13 protein-coding genes are annotated in these 15,419 nt (G+C 70.9%); 11 read left to right on the top strand and 2 right to left on the bottom strand.

The annotated features are described in order from the left end of the window. Positions 1 to 26 precede the first annotated feature (26 nt). The 5 genes from cobN to cobJ are packed head-to-tail and all read left to right on the top strand — an operon-like array spanning position 27 to position 7,302. On the top strand, positions 27 to 3,716 hold the full coding sequence (cobN, locus tag FBZ87_RS25420) for a cobaltochelatase subunit CobN (protein ID WP_145613388.1): 3,690 nt from the start codon (positions 27 to 29) through the stop codon (positions 3,714 to 3,716). Continuing rightward, positions 3,713 to 5,056 carry a precorrin-3B synthase gene (gene cobG, locus FBZ87_RS25415; protein ID WP_145613387.1) on the top strand — a complete coding sequence of 448 codons (1,344 nt, stop codon included), beginning with the start codon at positions 3,713 to 3,715 and terminating at the stop codon, positions 5,054 to 5,056. The genes cobN and cobG overlap by 4 nt, the downstream gene beginning before the upstream one ends. Positions 5,057 to 5,069: 13 nt before the next feature. Beyond that, positions 5,070 to 5,735 (top strand): precorrin-8X methylmutase, encoded by a 666-nt coding sequence (locus FBZ87_RS25410; RefSeq protein WP_246134598.1) that lies wholly within the window; start codon positions 5,070 to 5,072, stop codon positions 5,733 to 5,735. Positions 5,736 to 5,740: 5 nt separating this feature from the next. Beyond that, a complete protein-coding gene (locus FBZ87_RS25405) occupies positions 5,741 to 6,520 on the top strand; it encodes a precorrin-2 C(20)-methyltransferase (RefSeq protein ID WP_145613385.1) in 780 nt (259 codons plus the stop codon). Then, positions 6,517 to 7,302, top strand: coding sequence for a precorrin-3B C(17)-methyltransferase (cobJ, locus tag FBZ87_RS25400; protein ID WP_145613384.1), 786 nt, complete (start codon positions 6,517 to 6,519; stop codon positions 7,300 to 7,302). The genes FBZ87_RS25405 and cobJ overlap by 4 nt, the downstream gene beginning before the upstream one ends. Here cobJ and FBZ87_RS25395 read toward each other — a convergent pair. Beyond that, entirely contained in the window at positions 7,281 to 8,021 is a 741-nt protein-coding gene (locus tag FBZ87_RS25395) for a cobalt-precorrin-6A reductase (RefSeq protein ID WP_145613383.1), read from the bottom strand. The genes cobJ and FBZ87_RS25395 overlap by 22 nt on opposite strands. A 28-nt stretch (positions 8,022 to 8,049) precedes the next feature. On the opposite strand from FBZ87_RS25395, the gene cbiE reads away from it, so the two are divergent. From cbiE to cobM, 3 genes are read left to right on the top strand one after another with little or no spacing between them, the layout of a single operon-like run. Further along, complete coding sequence (gene cbiE / locus FBZ87_RS25390; protein ID WP_145613382.1) at positions 8,050 to 9,273, top strand: precorrin-6y C5,15-methyltransferase (decarboxylating) subunit CbiE; 1,224 nt, start codon at positions 8,050 to 8,052, stop codon at positions 9,271 to 9,273. Further along, positions 9,270 to 9,665, top strand: coding sequence for a cobalamin biosynthesis protein (locus FBZ87_RS25385; protein ID WP_145613381.1), 396 nt, complete (start codon positions 9,270 to 9,272; stop codon positions 9,663 to 9,665). The genes cbiE and FBZ87_RS25385 overlap by 4 nt, the downstream gene beginning before the upstream one ends. Next, on the top strand, positions 9,662 to 10,423 hold the full coding sequence (gene cobM / locus FBZ87_RS25380) for a precorrin-4 C(11)-methyltransferase (RefSeq protein ID WP_145613380.1): 762 nt from the start codon (positions 9,662 to 9,664) through the stop codon (positions 10,421 to 10,423). The genes FBZ87_RS25385 and cobM overlap by 4 nt, the downstream gene beginning before the upstream one ends. Here the strand turns inward: cobM and FBZ87_RS25375 are convergent. Next, the gene (locus tag FBZ87_RS25375) at positions 10,402 to 11,544 is read right to left on the bottom strand and encodes a cobalt-precorrin-5B (C(1))-methyltransferase (RefSeq protein ID WP_145613454.1); all 1,143 of its coding nucleotides are present in this window, start codon (positions 11,542 to 11,544) and stop codon (positions 10,402 to 10,404) included. The genes cobM and FBZ87_RS25375 overlap by 22 nt on opposite strands. Position 11,545: 1 nt before the next feature. On the opposite strand from FBZ87_RS25375, the gene cobA reads away from it, so the two are divergent. The 3 genes from cobA (at position 11,546) to FBZ87_RS25360 (ending at position 15,361) form a co-directional block, all read left to right on the top strand. Next, on the top strand, positions 11,546 to 12,334 hold the full coding sequence (gene cobA, locus FBZ87_RS25370; RefSeq protein ID WP_145613379.1) for a uroporphyrinogen-III C-methyltransferase: 789 nt from the start codon (positions 11,546 to 11,548) through the stop codon (positions 12,332 to 12,334). After that, positions 12,327 to 13,661, top strand: a complete 1,335-nt coding sequence (locus tag FBZ87_RS25365) for a cobyrinic acid a,c-diamide synthase CobB (RefSeq protein ID WP_145613378.1) — start codon at positions 12,327 to 12,329, stop codon at positions 13,659 to 13,661. Before cobA ends, FBZ87_RS25365 begins: the two co-directional genes overlap by 8 nt. A gap of 218 nt (positions 13,662 to 13,879) precedes the next feature. Continuing rightward, entirely contained in the window at positions 13,880 to 15,361 is a 1,482-nt protein-coding gene (locus tag FBZ87_RS25360) for a mannose-1-phosphate guanylyltransferase/mannose-6-phosphate isomerase (RefSeq protein WP_145613377.1), read from the top strand. Positions 15,362 to 15,419: the final 58 nt, after the last annotated feature.

Below are 15,419 nucleotides of genomic sequence, written 5' to 3'. Positions count from 1 at the left end.
GTCGTCACACGGGTTCCGCCCCTCCCATGCACCTGTTGCCCACCCAGGCCGAGGATCTGCTGGCGTCCCCCCAAGCCGAGGATTTGGGGCAGACGCCGGCGGAGTGCGTGTTGCTGTCCTTTTCCGACAGTGACCTGTCGGCGGCGGCCGCCGCCTACCGCGCCGTGGGTAATGTTCCCTGGCGGCCCACGCTGCGCCTGGCCAACCTGATGCGCCTGGGGCATCCGCTATCCGTCGATATGTATGTCGAGGCGGTGGTATCGCGCGCCCGTCTGGTGGTGCTGCGCCTGAACGGTGGCGCCGGCTATTGGCGCTATGGGCTCGAGCAGGTGGCGGAGACCTGCCGGGCCCGGGGCATCGCCCTGGCCGTAGTGCCCGGGGAGGCCAAGGCAGATCCCAGCCTGGAGGCCGCCGGCACCGTGGATCATGCCACCGCCCGCCGCCTGTGGCGCTGCTTCGTGGAGGGCGGGCCGGAGAACACGGTCCGGTTCCTGGCCGAGGCCGCCCAATTGCTGGGACGGCAGCCGCCCGCCGACCTGCTGGCGGGCGAGCCCATGCCTCTGCCCCGCTATGGCCGTCATGAAGGCTGGCGGCCGTCGGCACCCGTCGCGGGACCAGCGGCGGCGCTGGTTTTCTACCGATCGCACTTGCAGGCCGGCAATCTGGCACCCCTGCACGCCCTGGCCGACGCCCTGGCCCAGCGCGGCCTAGCACCCCACCTCTATTACGCGGCCAGCCTGAAGGAAGGTCGGGCGGCCCAGTGGCTGGCGGCCGAGCTTAGGGCCTTGCGACCGGCCGTGGTGCTGAACGCCACCGGCTTCTCTGCCCGCCAAGGTACGGAGGACTCCTCCCCCCTCGACGCCGCCGGCGCGCCGGTCCTGCAGGCTGTGCTGTCCACGGGCACGGAGGCGCTGTGGGAAAAGGCACGCGCCGGCCTGGGCCCCGCCGACCTGGCCATGAATGTGGTACTGCCGGAGATGGATGGCCGGCTGCAAGGCCCCGCCATCGCCTTCAAGGCGGCCGCCGACTGGGACGCCGCCCTGGAATACGCCCCGACCTTGAGCCGCCCCCGTGCCGACCGGGTGGACGCGCTGGCCGACAAGGCAGCCGCCTGGGCCCGTCTGGCCGCCACCCCGCGGGCGGGGCGACGCGTGGCCCTGGTGCTGTCCGATTATCCTGCCCGCGGCGGCACCGGCTTGGCGCTGGGCCTGGACACGCCGGCCAGCACCCTGGCGATGCTGGCAGCTCTAGCCGGTGCCGGCTATGGGGTGGCCGAGAGGCCGGCCGACGGCGCCGCCCTGATGGCCGCCCTGCGCCGGGCCCTCGACGGCGGCGCGCCGGGCCTAAGCCTGGTCGATTATGCCCGACTGATGCAGCCCGCGGCCCTGGCCGCCATCACCGCCCGGTGGGGGGCCCCCTCAACCGACCCTCTGGCGCGCGACGGAGCGCTGCGCTTTCGCATCCAGTCCTGCGGCAATGTATTAGTGGCGGTCCAGCCCAGCCGGGGGCATGGCGCTATCGACAGCGCCGCCCACCATGACCCCGATACCCCGCCCAGCCACGGCTATGCCGCCTTTCACCTGTGGCTGCGCCATGTGGTGGACATCCATGCCCTGGTGCAGGTGGGCGCCCATGGCACGCTGGAATGGTTGCCGGGCAAAGCCGTGGCGCTGTCGGCCGACTGCTGGCCGGAGCGGCTGGCCGGCCCCCTGCCCGTCCTCTACCCCTACATCGCCACCAACCCAGGCGAAGGCGTGCAGGCCCGCCGCCGCCTGGGCGCCGTGCTGGTAGGCCACCTGCCGCCGCCGCCCGCGCCGGCGGGGCTGCACGGCGACTTGGCGGCCCTGGAGCAGGCGCTGGACGAATACGCGCAGGCGCAGAGCCTGGACCCGCGCCGCCTGCCCACCCTGCGGGCCCGTATCCGCGACCTGGCCTGGGAGGCCGGCGTCACCCGTGACCTGAACCTGCCGGCCGATCTGGCCACGGGGGACCTTCCCGATGAGGCTCTGGCCCGGCTGGATGCCCATCTTTGCGACGTCAAGGAGATGCAGATCCGCGATGGGCTGCATGTCTTCGGGGCGGCGCCGGACGACGGCGCCCAGGCCGCCTTCCTGGCCGCCATGGCGCGTTTCCCCCGCCGTGATCAGCCATCCATGACCGAGGCGCTGGCCCGCGACCTGGGCTTGGCCGGCACGCTGGAGGACCTGTTCACGGCCGACGCCGCGACGCCCTGGCCCCATCCCCTGCCGGCCCTGCTGGCGGAGCGGACGGGCACCGGTCCGTCCATTGGGCGAGTGCGGGCGGCGCTGGATGGCCTGGTGCGGGAGGTGGTGTCAGGCCAGATTGTTCCGAACCCGGAATGGCAAAGGGCCACAGCGGCCCTTACCGCTCTGCGGGCCGAGGTGGCGCCCCCGCTGGCCACCAGCGGTCCAGCGGAGATGGCGGCCCTGCTGGCCGGCCTGGATGGCCGCTTCGTCGCCCCAGGCCCCGGTGGGTCGCCCGCGCGCGGCCGGGCCGACGTGCTGCCTACCGGCCGCAACCTCTACGCCATCGACCCCCGCGCCGTGCCCACACCCAGCGCCTGGGCCCTGGGCTGGAAGGGGGCGGATGCCGTGCTGACGCGCCATCTGCAGGACCAAGGCGACTGGCCGCGCCAACTGGTGGTGGATTGCTGGGGCAGCCCCACCCTGCGCACCGGCGGGGAAGAGCTGGCCCAGGCCCTGGCCCTGATGGGCGTACGTCCCGTGTGGGAGGCCGGCAGCGGCCGGGTGACGGGCGTGGAGGTGTTGCCGGCCACCGTGCTGGGCCGGCCGCGCGTGGATGTGACCCTGCGCATCTCCGGCCTGTTCCGCGACATGTTCCCGGCGCAGCTGGCGCTGTTCGACCAGGCGGCGCGCAAGGTCGCCGGGCTGGAGGAGCCGGGCGCCGTCAATCCCCTGGCAGCGGCCGTGCGCGCCGACCGCGACGCCCTGGTGGCCGGCGGCATGGATAGGGCGGAGGCTGACCGCCGAGCGACCGCCCGCGTCTTCGGCGCCGCCCCTGGCGGCTATGGCACCGGCCTGGCGCAACCGTTGGCCACCGGCGACTGGCAGGCCCGCGACCAGCTGGGCACCGCCTATCTCGACACCGGTTGCCACGCCTATGGCCTGGGCCTGGAAGGCGTGGCCCTGCCCGCCCTGTTCCGCCGCCGCGTGGGCCTGGCCGACGCCCTGGTCCATATCCAGGACCAACGCGAAACCGACGTGCTGGACAACGACGGCATGACCCAGTTCGAGGGCGGGTTCGCCGCCGCCGCCGGCCTGCTGGGCAGCGATCCCGTCCTCTATCATGTCGACAGCGCCGAGCCGGAGCGCATCACGCCACGCACCCTGGCGGAGGAGGCCGCCCGCGTGGTGCGCGGCCGCGCCGCCAACCCACGCTGGATCGACGGGCAACGCCGCCATGGCCACAGCGGGGCCGCCAACCTGGCTCGCACGGTGGATGGCGCCGTGGCCCTGGCGGCACTGACGGACGCCGTGCGATCCTACCAGGTGGACAGCCTCTATGATGCCTATGTGGCGGACAGCGAAACCTGGGCCTTCCTGTCGGACAGCAACCCTGACGCCGCCCGGCAAATCTTGGACCGGTTCCAGGAGGCTTTGCAGCGCGGCCTGTGGCATCCCCGACGCAATTCCACGCCCGAGGATCTGACGCGCCTGCGGGAGGAATTGGCATGAGGGCCCCCATCAATCCGCCACGTGTGCGGGGCGCCTGCCCCGGCGCACTGGTGCCCATGGCAGTGGCCGACGGCCTGCTGGTGCGCCTGCGTATTCCCGGCGGCAGGCTGCCGGGGCCGATGGCGGCGGCGATCTGCGGCTTGGCGGAGCGTCACGGCAATGGCCTGGTGGATCTGAGCCAACGGGCCAATCTGCAGATCCGCGGCGTGACCGAAGCGGCACTGCCCGCCCTGACCGACGCCTTGCGCGAACTGGGCTTGGTCAACGGCGATCCGGCGGCGGAGAGGGTGCGCAATGTGCTGTGCAGCCCCACCTGCGGCCTGGACCCGGCGTGCACGCCCGTGCGCCCCCTGGCCCAGGCACTGGACGCCGCCTTGGCCGATAGTCCCGACCTGTGGGCCGCGCTGCCGGCCAAGTTCAGTTTCGTCCTGAACGGGGGCGGCCAAGCGCCCCTGGCCGATACCGTTGCCGATATCCGCTTCGACGCCCTGCCCGACACCGGCCTGTTCCGGGTGGCGGTGGGCGGAGATCAGACCGGCGCCACGCCGCTGGGTGTCTGCACCGCCGACGCGGTGGTGGACACCGCCCTCACCCTGGCCCGCGCCTATGTCCGCCTCTCGAACGGCCGCTACCGGCGCCTGGCCGCCCTGGTGGCGGCGGAGGGCACGGCTGGGCTTGCCACCCTCGTGGCCCTGGCCCCGATGCCCGTCAGCATCGGCCTGCCTGGCCTGAGCCTTGAACAGGTGCTGGGGGCACACACTGGCTGGGTGGGCCTCGGCTTTGCCTTCGGCGGCATGAGCGTTCAATGGCTGGCGCTCGTCGCGCACATGACGCCGGCCCTGCGCCTGACCCCCTGGCGCGCCGTGCTGCTGGAAGGGGACCGCATCGACACCGATGCGGTGCGGGCTCTAGGCGGCATCCTGGCACCCGACGACCCCCGGCTGATGCTGTCGGCCTGCAGTGGTCGCGGAGCCTGTGACTCAGGACTGACGCACGCGCGCGGCGACGCCCTGGCGCTGGCCCGGGTCGCCCCCCGCCTGCTGGCGCGCGGGCACATCCACGTCTCGGCCTGCGCCAAGGGCTGTGCCCATCCGGCACCGGCATTGGTCACCCTGACGGCACGGGGCGATCAGGCCTATGATGTCGGCCTCCTGGCCCCCGCTGGCGGGGCGGCGCAATGGCGTGGCGTGACGCCGGCCCGTGCGACATCGCTGGTGGCGGCGCTGGAAGCTGTCTATACCCACCGGATGCGGACGGATGAGGATCCGGCCGCCTTCATCACCCGCCTGGGCGGGCCGGCCGAAGTGGCCGCCCTGGTCGAGGCCACTGTCGTCGCGTAGAGGAAGCCGCCCCGTGTCCAGTCCCGAGCCCCATAGCCGAGGCGCGCCCCCGCAGTACGATTACATCCGCGATGGCGCCGCCATCTACGCCCGGTCGTTCGCCATCATCCGGGAAGAGGCCAGGCTGGACCATCTGCCTGAGGATCTGCGCGCCGTGGCCGTGCGCATCATCCATGCTGCGGGGCTGGTCGAGACAGCCGAGCACCTGCTGTTCTCATCCGACGTGGGGGCGGCTGCCCGCGCCGCCCTGCGCAACGGCGCGCCCATCCTGTGCGACGCCCAGATGGTGGCGCACGGCGTCACCCGCACCCGCCTCCCCGCCGACAATCCCGTTATCTGCACCCTGACCGACCCCGCCGTGCCCGCCCTAGCGCAGGACCTCGCCACCACCCGCTCCGCCGCGGCTCTGGAACTGTGGCGACCCCATCTGGCGGGCGCGGTGGTTGCCATCGGCAACGCGCCCACCGCTCTGTTCCACCTGCTGGAGATGATCGCAGCCGGCGCCCCACGTCCCGCCGCCATCCTGGGCTTCCCCGTGGGCTTCGTCGGGGCGGCGGAGAGCAAGGACGCTCTGGCGGCCAACCCCTGGGGCCTGCCCTATCTGGCCGTGGCCGGCCGGCGGGGCGGCAGCGCCATGGCGGCAGCGGCGGTCAACGCCCTGGCCTCGGACCGGGAGTGAGCGCCATGGCCGACATTATTCCCGGGACTCTCTACGGCATCGGCACCGGCCCTGGTGACCCCGAGCTGATGACCCTAAAGGCGGTGCGCCTGCTGCGCGCCTGCCCTGTGGTGGCCTATTTCGCCAAGCGCGGTGGGCCCGGCCAAGCCCGGCGCATCGCGGCCGCCCATCTGGATGGCACCCATGAGGAGGTGCCGATGGTCTACCCCGTCACCACCGAACTGCCGCCGGACAGCCCCGCCTATGCCGCCGCCATCGAGGGCTTCTTCGATGAGCAGGCGGAACGGTTGGCGGCGTTGCTGGCCGCCGGCACGTCCGTGGCGGTGCTGAACGAGGGCGACCCGTTCTTTTATGGGTCCTACATGCACCTGCACCTGCGCCTGGCGCACCGCTTCCGGGCGGAAGTGGTGCCGGGCGTCCCCTCCATCCTGGGCTGTGCGGCGCAGCTGCCTATTCCCCTGACCATCCGCGACGACGTGCTGTCCGTCATCCCCGGCACCTTGGGGGAAGCGGAACTGGCGGCGGCCCTGGGGCGCGCCGACGCCGCGGCGGTCATGAAGCTGGGCGGCAACCTGCCCAAGGTGCGCCGGGTGATCGAAAGCCTGGGCCTGACCGGCCGCGCCTGGTACGTGGAGCGCGGCACCACCGAGACCCAGCGGGTGCACCCCCTGGCCGAGGCGCCCGACGTCGCCCCTTACTTCGCCATGATTCTGATCCCCGGCCAGGGCAAGCGCGGCGACGTGCTGACCGCCCCCCAGGCGGCCAAGTCCGAGGTGGCGGAATGAGCGCCCTCGGTTCGCTGACCGTCGTCGGCCTGGGCCCCGGCCCCGACCGCTGGCTGACGCCGGAGGTGGCGGACGTGCTGGCCGGCGCCACCGACCTGGTGGGCTATGGCCCCTATCTCGACCGCATCCCGCAGAGCTTCCACCGCCGCCACGGCTCCGACAACCGGGTAGAGCTGTCGCGCGCCCGTCTGGCGTTGGACCTGGCGGTGTCGGGCCGCAAGGTGGCCCTGGTGTCGGGCGGCGACCCCGGCGTCTTCGCCATGGCGTCGGCCCTGTTCGAGGCGCTGGAATCCGGCGACGATCCCGCCTGGGCCGAGGTGCCGGTGCGGGTGTGCCCCGGCGTGTCCGCCATGCTGGCCGCCGCCGCGCGGGTGGGCGCGCCGCTGGGGCACGACTTCTGCGTGCTGTCCCTGTCGGACAACCTGAAACCCTGGGACGTGGTGCTGAAGCGCCTGCGCCTGGCGGCGGAGGCCGACTTCGTCATCGCCCTCTACAACCCCATCTCCAAGGCCCGCCCCTGGCAGCTGGGTGCCGCGCTGGACACCCTGCGCAGCATGAAGGACCCGGCGACGCCGGTAGTGCTGGCCCGCGCCGTGGGCCGCCATGACGAGGACATCACCATCACCACCCTGGCCGCCTGCGACCCGGCCACGGCCGACATGCGCACCCTGGTCCTGATCGGATCCAGCCAGACCCGGCTGCTGCCGCGCAAGGGGGGAGACAACCTAGGCGACGTCTGGGTCTACACACCGCGCAGCTATTATTCGGCGGAGGGGCTGTGAGCGGCCAGCCAGTCGACAGCGTCGGATGCGGTATAGAACCGGGGTGCGGTTCCAGCCGGCGGCCGGTCGACCATGACCACGGGCAGGCCCAAGGACCGTGCGGCTTGCAGCTTGGCCGCTGTGGCATCGCCGCCGCTGTTCTTGGTCACCAGGGTGCCGACGCCGTAGTCCCGCATCAGCGCCATTTCGCCGTCCAGCGTGTAAGGACCCCGGTCCAGCACCAGGGTGGCACCGGCTGGCAGGACATCCGGCGGATCCACGGCGCGCACCAGGAAACGGCGATCCATGGCCAGGAAGGGTTCCAGCTCCTGCCGCCCCACGGTGAGGAAGACGGTATCGAGCAGGCCGGCGAGCAACTGGGCGGCAGCGGCCATGGTGGGCACCCGGCGCCAGTCGTCGCCCGCGCCAGCCGTCCAGGGGCGGCGGCTCAGCACGGCCAGGGGCACGCCGGCGGCGGCGCAGGCCGCCTCGGCATTGGCGCTGATTTGGTCGGCGAACGGATGGGTGGCGTCGATGACGGCCCGCACGCCCTCCGCCCGCAGATAGTCCGCCAAGCCCGCAACACCGCCGAAGCCACCGATGCGGGTGGGCAGCGCCTGGGGCGCCGGTTCACGGGTACGGCCGGCCAGCGACAGCATGGCCTGAAAGCGCACGTCCTCCGCCAGCAGGGCCGCCAGCTGTCGCGCCTCCGTCGTGCCGCCCAGGACCAATATCCGCATTGTCCGTCCTTATTCCCGTGTGCCGGCTATGACTAGCACCGGCACCCCCTGGCTGACTATTGTCGGCATTGGCGAAGATGGATGGGGGGGCCTGTCGCCCGCCGCCCGGGCCGCCGTGACCGGATCCTGCCTGTTGGTCGGCGGTACCCGCCACCTGGCCCTGGTGCCGGAGACGGCGGGGCAGGAGCGTCTAGCTTGGCCCAGCCCGCTCAGCGACGCCTTCCCCACCCTGCTGGCCCGGCGCGGCCAGGCGGTGACCGTCCTGGCCAGCGGTGATCCGCATTGGTTCGGCATCGGCGCCACGCTGGCCCGCCAGGTGCCCGCGGCGGAGACGCGGGTGTTGCCGGCACCCGGGGCCTTCACCCTGGCGGCCGCCCGCCTGGGCTGGGGCCTGCAGGATGTCGCCTGCCTATCGCTGCACGGTCGCCCGCTGGAGGCCGTGATCCCCTACCTGTTCCCCGGAGCCCGCCTGCTGCTGTTGAGCTGGGACGGCACCACGCCGGCCAAGCTGGCGGCCCTGCTGCGCGAGCGCGGCTTCGGCCCCAGCACGCTCAAGGTGCTTGAGGCCATGGGCGGCCCTCGCGAGCGGGTGAACGCCGCCGCGGCCGAAGTCTGGTCAGACGGCGATATCCAGGACCTGAACACCATCGCGCTGACCTGCGCCGTCGCCCCCGGCGCGCGGATCCTGCCACGCAGCCCGGGATTGCCCGACGACTGGTTCCAGCACGACGGCAAGATCACCAAGCGCGAGGTGCGTGCCGTCGCCCTGTCGCACCTGGCCCCCGGGCGCGGGGAGATGCTGTGGGACGTGGGGGCCGGCTCGGGCTCCATCGCCATCGAATGGCTGCTGGCCGACCCGGCCAACCGCGCCGTGGCGGTGGAGGACAGGGCCGACCGCATGGCCGCCATCCGCGCCAACGCACTGACCTTCGGCGTACCCAATCTGGACTTCCGCGAAGGGGCCGCTCCGGATGCGCTGGCGGATCTGCCCCAACCGGATGCCGTCTTCATCGGTGGGGGCCTGACGGGTGCCGGCGTGGTGGAGGCGTGCTGGCAGGCCCTGCGCCCGAGCGGCCGGCTGGTGGCCACGGCCGTGACGCTGGAAACGGAGGCCGACCTTGTCCGCCGGCAGGCCACGCTGGGCGGATCGCTGACCCGCCTGTCGGTGGAGCGCGCCGCCCCGCTGGGCGGCTTTCGCGGCTGGCGCCCCCTGATGCCCGTCACGCTGTGGCGGGTGGAGAAGCCGCTATGACGACCGCTGTCGGCATCGGCTGCCGCCGGGGCGTGGAGACGGCGGAGATCCTCGATCTGCTGGCCCAAGCGTGGTCCCGCCTGGGTTGGAGCGCGCCGCCCGCCGGCCTCACCCTCAACACTCTGGCCGGCAAGATGGATGAGCCAGGCCTGGTGCAGGCCGCGGCCACGCTGGGCCTGCCGCTGCTGGGCCTGAGGGAGGACGCCTTGCGCGCCGTCACCACATCCACCCCCAGCGCCGCCCCTGGCCACGGCCTGCCCCCGGTGGCGGAAGCGGCGGCGCTGGCCGCCTGCGGTGCCCCGCAGAATCCGAACGCCCGCCTGATACTGGCCCGCATCCAGGGGCCGGGCAGCACCTGCGCCGTGGCCTGTTCCGAAGGCATCCTCCCATGACCGTGCATTTCATCGGCGCCGGCCCCGGCGCGCCCGACCTGCTGACCCTCCGCGGCCGCGACCTGATCGCCCGTTGCCCCGTCTGCCTTTATGCCGGGTCGCTGGTCCCCGCCGCCGTGCTGGCCCATGCGCCGGCGGATGCCCGCATCGTCGACACCGCCCCGCTGTCGCTGGCGGAGATCGTGGCCGAGTTCCAGGCGGCACACGCCGCCGGCCAGGACGTCGCCCGCCTGCATTCCGGCGACCTGTCGGTGTACAGCGCCCTGGGTGAGCAGTTGAGGGCCCTGAAGGACCTGGGCATCCCCTACACCATCACCCCCGGCGTGCCGGCCTTCGCCGCCGCCGCCGCCGCCCTGGGCCGCGAGCTGACCCTGCCGGAGGTCAGCCAGACCCTGGTCATCACCCGCACCGGCTGCCGGGCGTCGGCCATGCCGGCCAATGAGACGCTGGAGGTGCTGGGCCAGTCCGCCGCCACGCTGGCCATCCACCTGTCCATCCATGTTATCGACGACGTGGTGGCGCGCCTGACACCGCTGTACGGCGCGGACTGCCCGGCCGCGGTGGTCTATCGCGCTTCCTGGCCCGAGGAACGGGTGCTGCGCGGCACCTTGGCCGATATCGGTGCCCAGGTGGCCGCCAACCCCATTGAGCGCACGGCCCTGATCCTGGTGGGCAAGACGCTGGGGACCGAGGATTTCCGCGCCAGCGCGCTTTACGACGCCGGCTATCAGCGCCGCTATCGCGGGAGGGGGGAGTGAGTCTGGCCCACGCCACCGGCCTGCCCGATGATACCGCCCTGACGGTCGATGACGATCACGTCGACGGTGATGGGCGCATCCTCCAGCACCCGCAGCGCCACGGCGCGGGCCATTTCCGCCACGCGGTCCGCCACGGCCAAGCCGGCGGCGTCGGCCAACTGCAGCACCTCAAGCGCCGTGTTGGCGCCGCGCGCTTGGGCCACCAGCTCAGGCGTAGCGCCCAGGTCAGCCAGTACGCCGGCCAGCCAGTCCAGATCCACCGCGTGACGCTTGGAATGCAAATCCATCAGACCCTGGGCCAGCTTGCCCAGCTTAGCGAAGCCGCCGGCGATGGTCAGGTGCGGCACGGGATGCCGGCGCAGGTATTTCAGCGTGCCGCCGGCGAAATCGCCCATGTCCAGCAGCGCCTGTTCCGGCAGGCCGTAGCGGTGGGTCACCGCCGCCTCCGATGTGCGGCCAGTACAGGCGGCGACATGAGGCAGGCCGGCGGCCCGGGCCACATCCACGCCGCGATGGATGCTGGCGATCCAGGCGCCGCAGGAATAGGGCACGACGATACCGGTGGTGCCCAGCACCGACAGGCCGCCGATGATGCCCAGGCGCGCGTTCATCGTGCGCCGGGCCAGCACCTCGCCATTGTCGATGCCGATTTCCACCACCAGGTCCGCCGGACGACCGGCGGCCTGGGCCACGGCGGTGACCGCCTCGCGGATCATGGCGCGGGGCACGGGGTTGATGGCGGGCTCGCCTACCGGCAGCGGCAAGCCGGGCAAAGTCACAGTGCCGACACCGGGACCGGCGCGGAAGGTGACCCCGCTGCCCGCCGCGCCCGCCGTGACGTACGCCCGTACCAAGGCGCCATGGGTGACGTCGGGATCGTCGCCCGCGTCCTTGATCACGCCCGCCTGGGCCCAGCCGTCACCACGCTCGGTGACGGCCAGGGCGAAGGCCGGACGCTGCCCGCCGGGCAGAGTGATGGTCACCGGGTCCGGAAAGTCACCGCCGAACAAGGCCGCCGTGGCCGCCGCCGCTGCCGCCGTGGCGCAGGCGCCGGTGGTCCAGCCTGGGCGCAGCGCGCGCCCGTCCGTCCCCTCCGTATCGATATCGCCGTCCACGTCCATCATGACTGACCTGACCCTACCGACCTTGGCCTTTCCCGACTTCCAGCCCGGCAGCGTCTGGCTGGTGGGTGCGGGACCGGGCGACCCCGGCCTGCTGACGCTGCTGGCCCTGCATGCTCTACGCCAGGCGGACCATATCGTCTACGACGCGCTGGTGGACGAGCGCATCCTGGACCTGGCCAACCCCGCCGCGGTGAAGGAATTCGCCGGCAAGCGCGGCGGCCGCCCCTCCCCGGCGCAGGAGGATATCAGCCTGCGCCTGGTGGAACTGGGACGGCAAGGCCTGCGCGTGCTGCGACTGAAGGCGGGCGATCCCTTCGTCTTCGGCCGGGGGGGTGAGGAGGCACTGGCCCTGGTGGCCGCCGGCCTGCCCTTCAGGGTGGTGCCAGGCATCACCGCCGGGCTGGCGGGCCCCGCCTATGCCGGCATTCCCGCCACCCACCGCACCGCCAACCAGGCCGTGATCCTGGTGACCGGCCAGTCCGCGGGCGACGGGCCGGACTGGGCGGCCCTGGCCGCCACCAAGGCGCCGCTGATCCTGTATATGGCGTGGCGGGGTCTGGGCGGCATTGCCACGGCGCTGATGGAGGGTGGCTTGGCAGCCGACACCGCCGTGGCCGTCATCTGTGACGCCACCACACCGCGCCAGAAGGTGATGACCAGCACCCTGGCCACCTGCGCGCAGGACCTGGCCGACAGCCGCCTGGCGCCACCCGCCATCATCGTCATCGGCGCCATCGCGGAACTGCGCGGCACCTTGGACTGGCTGGGGGTGGCATCCCATGGCTGAGCGCATCGCCCCGGGCCTCATCATCGCCTCACCCGCCTCGGGCTCCGGCAAGACAACCCTGACCCTGGGCCTGCTGGCGGCCTTCCGCGCCCGGGGGCTGGACGTGCGGGCCGCGAAGTCCGGGCCGGATTACATCGATCCCGCCTTTCATGCCGCCGCCTGCGGCCACCCCAGCCTGAACCTGGACAGCTGGGCCATGGAACCGGCCCTGGTCGATGGCTTGGCGGCCCAGGCAGCGGCGGGTGGCGAGCTGCTGATCTGCGAGGCCCTGATGGGCCTGTTCGACGGCGTGGCCCGGGTGGGCGCCTGGGGCAACGGCGCCACGGCCGACCTCGCGGCCCGCACCGGCTGGCCCGTGGTGCTGGTGGTGGACGGGCGCGGGGCGTCGCAATCGGTGGCGGCCGTGGTAAAGGGATTCGCGACCTATCGCGACGATGTGCGCGTGGCCGGCGTGGTGCTGAACAACATCGCCAGCCCCCGCCACCGCAGCCTGATCGAGGGCGCCATCGACGCCCTGGGCATTCCGGTGCTGGGCGCCCTGCCCCGCACCCCCGGCCATGCCCTGCCGGAGCGCCACCTGGGCCTGGTGCAGGCGTCGGAAACCGATGCCCTGGCCGAGCGGCTTTCCACTCTGGGCGCCTGGGTGGAAAGCCATGTCGATCTGGACCGTCTGGCGGCCCTGGCCGTGCCCTATACGCCGGCCCCAATTGGTGTCGCCCCGCCTGCCCTGCCACCACCGGGGCAGCGCATCGCCCTGGCCAGCGACGCGGCCTTCAGCTTCGTCTATCCGCATGTGCTGGCAGGCTGGCGGTCGGCGGGGGCGGAGGTGTTGCCTTTTTCCCCCCTGGCCGACCAGGCGCCCGGCGCCGACGCCGACGCGGTGGTGCTGCCCGGCGGCTATCCCGAGTTGCACGCCGGCCGCCTATCGGCCGCGCAGACCTTCAAGGCAAGGATGCGCGCCCTCGCCGCGCAGGGTGCGGCCATCTTCGGTGAATGCGGCGGGTACATGACTCTGGGCGAGGTCCTAGTGGATGCCGATGGCCAGGCGCATGAGATGCTGGGCCTGCTATCGGTCCAAACCAGCTTCGCCAAGCGCAAGCTGCACCTGGGCTACCGCCTGGTCACCACCCTGAGCGACATGGCCCTGGGCCCGGCCGGCAGCCGCTTCCGGGGCCATGAGTTCCATTACGCCAGCGTCCTGAGCCCCGGCGCCGATGCACCCCTGCTGACCGCCGAGGCCGCCGATGGCACGGACTTGGGCCCCTTGGGCAGCCGACGGGGCAGCGTGGCGGGGTCATTCCTGCACCTGATCGCGCGTGAGGGATAATGGCACCCTTCATATGAGACACACTGCCCGAGCCTGGGTTCCATCATCCGTTAGACGCCCAAATTCCCAGCCTGAATAAAGCTTATTCCGATTTTTCAGGCGCCCCTCCATAAGAATGAACGCATTAACATCAATTCTCATTCTCTGGCTTCATTACGTGTTCCCTTGCTGCTATATTGTCTTAAATTGAGATATATATCCTTCAAAGGCATTTCATTATGGACATCGTGACAATTGGTGACAATGGCGCTGGCCCGCGCGGCAATGTTGCGCCATTGGGTCTCATCCAGCCTGTCCTCTTGTCCGGGGGCGTCGGTTCGCGGCTGTGGCCTTTGTCGCGCGAGCGCCATCCCAAGCAACTGCAGACGATATACGGCAGCAAGTCGCTGATCCAGGACACCGCGCGGCGTGTGTCTGAAACATCGCGATTCGCGAGCCCCTTGATCATCTGCAACGAAGACCATCGTTTCATTATCGCGGAGCAGTTCAGAGACATCGCCATCCAGCCGGCGGCCATCATTCTGGAGCCAGTAGGTCGCAATACCACGCCTGCAGCCGCCGTAGCCGCCCTGGTCGCCTGCGACGCTAACCCGGACGCTATCCTGCTGCTGCTGCCCGCCGACCATGCCATTCTTGACCAACTGGCCTTTCAGGCAGCTGTGACCAACGCCCATCGTTTGGCCGCCCAGGGGAATCTGGTGACTTTCGGGATCAAGCCGCAGTACCCAGAGACGGGCTACGGCTATATCCAGCGGGGTGCGCCCATTGAAGGCGCAAGCGACGGTTTCCACGTCGTCGCCTTCACAGAAAAGCCGGATCTGGCGCGGGCGGAGTCGTTTATCGCCAATAGTGATTATTATTGGAATAGCGGCATGTTCATGATGCCGGCACGGCTCCTGATCGAAGAATTGCGCAAGCATAGCCCGGAAACTCTAACTGCTGTGCGCGAAGCTCTGGACCTTGCCAAACGGGATTCGGATTTCCTCCGCCTGGACGCGGGCGCATTCGCCAAGGCTCCCAACCTGTCTATTGACTACGCTATTATGGAGAAGACGGACAAGGCCGCCATGGTGACTGCCGATATTGGCTGGACGGATGTCGGTACTTGGTCGGCGCTCTGGGATATCAGCGCCAAGGATGAGAACGGCAACGCCGCCGTCGGCGCCGTCATACATGTCGATGCAAAGAATACCTACGTACGCTGTGACGATGGCCGTGTGGCGGCCGTGGTGGGGGTGGACGATGTCATCCTGGTCACCACTGACGACGCCGTCCTTCTGGTCCATCGCGACCGCGCGCAAGACGTGAAATGTGTGGTCGATACGTTGAAACGCGAAAAGCGGACAGAGTATCTGGAGCACCGCAAAGTCCATCGCCCCTGGGGATCCAGCCACGGCCTATTATCGGGTCACCGATATGAGGTTAAGCGCTTGTCGGTGAAGCCCGGTGGCAAACTGTCACTGCAAAAGCACCATCACCGGGCGGAGCACTGGGTAGTTGTTAGCGGCACCGCCCTAGTGACAAAGGACGGCGAAGAGCTACTCGTACGGGAGAACGAGTCGGTCTATCTACCCTGCGGCAGTGTCCATCGGCTGGAAAACCCAGGTAAGCTGCAGTTGGAGTTGATAGAAGTCCAGTCCGGTGCCTATCTAGGCGAAGACGATATCGTACGCCTGGACGATAGCTACGGCCGATCATGACCCATCGTGCCTGTTTTCACACAATTGCCCCAGTGGCGACCAGACAAGCGTCCAAATA

The sequence above is a fragment of the Nitrospirillum amazonense genome (assembly GCF_007828035.1).
Taxonomy (GTDB): domain Bacteria; phylum Pseudomonadota; class Alphaproteobacteria; order Azospirillales; family Azospirillaceae; genus Nitrospirillum; species Nitrospirillum amazonense.
This window is presented reverse-complemented; position numbering and strand designations above follow the sequence as displayed.

Bases quoted from the DNA above. Each gene is read 5' to 3' on its own strand.
- cobN (WP_145613388.1), top strand. From the start codon at position 27: ATGCACCTGTTGCCCACCCAGGCCGAGGATCTGCTGGCGTCCCCCCAA.
- cobG (WP_145613387.1), top strand. From the start codon at position 3,713: ATGAGGGCCCCCATCAATCCGCCACGTGTGCGGGGCGCCTGCCCCGGC.
- FBZ87_RS25405 (WP_145613385.1), top strand. From the start codon at position 5,741: ATGGCCGACATTATTCCCGGGACTCTCTACGGCATCGGCACCGGCCCT.
- cobJ (WP_145613384.1), top strand. From the start codon at position 6,517: ATGAGCGCCCTCGGTTCGCTGACCGTCGTCGGCCTGGGCCCCGGCCCC.
- FBZ87_RS25395 (WP_145613383.1), bottom strand. From the start codon at position 8,021: ATGCGGATATTGGTCCTGGGCGGCACGACGGAGGCGCGACAGCTGGCG.
- cbiE (WP_145613382.1), top strand. From the start codon at position 8,050: ATGACTAGCACCGGCACCCCCTGGCTGACTATTGTCGGCATTGGCGAA.
- FBZ87_RS25385 (WP_145613381.1), top strand. From the start codon at position 9,270: ATGACGACCGCTGTCGGCATCGGCTGCCGCCGGGGCGTGGAGACGGCG.
- cobM (WP_145613380.1), top strand. From the start codon at position 9,662: ATGACCGTGCATTTCATCGGCGCCGGCCCCGGCGCGCCCGACCTGCTG.
- FBZ87_RS25375 (WP_145613454.1), bottom strand. From the start codon at position 11,544: ATGGACGTGGACGGCGATATCGATACGGAGGGGACGGACGGGCGCGCG.
- cobA (WP_145613379.1), top strand. From the start codon at position 11,546: ATGACTGACCTGACCCTACCGACCTTGGCCTTTCCCGACTTCCAGCCC.
- FBZ87_RS25365 (WP_145613378.1), top strand. From the start codon at position 12,327: ATGGCTGAGCGCATCGCCCCGGGCCTCATCATCGCCTCACCCGCCTCG.
- FBZ87_RS25360 (WP_145613377.1), top strand. From the start codon at position 13,880: ATGGACATCGTGACAATTGGTGACAATGGCGCTGGCCCGCGCGGCAAT.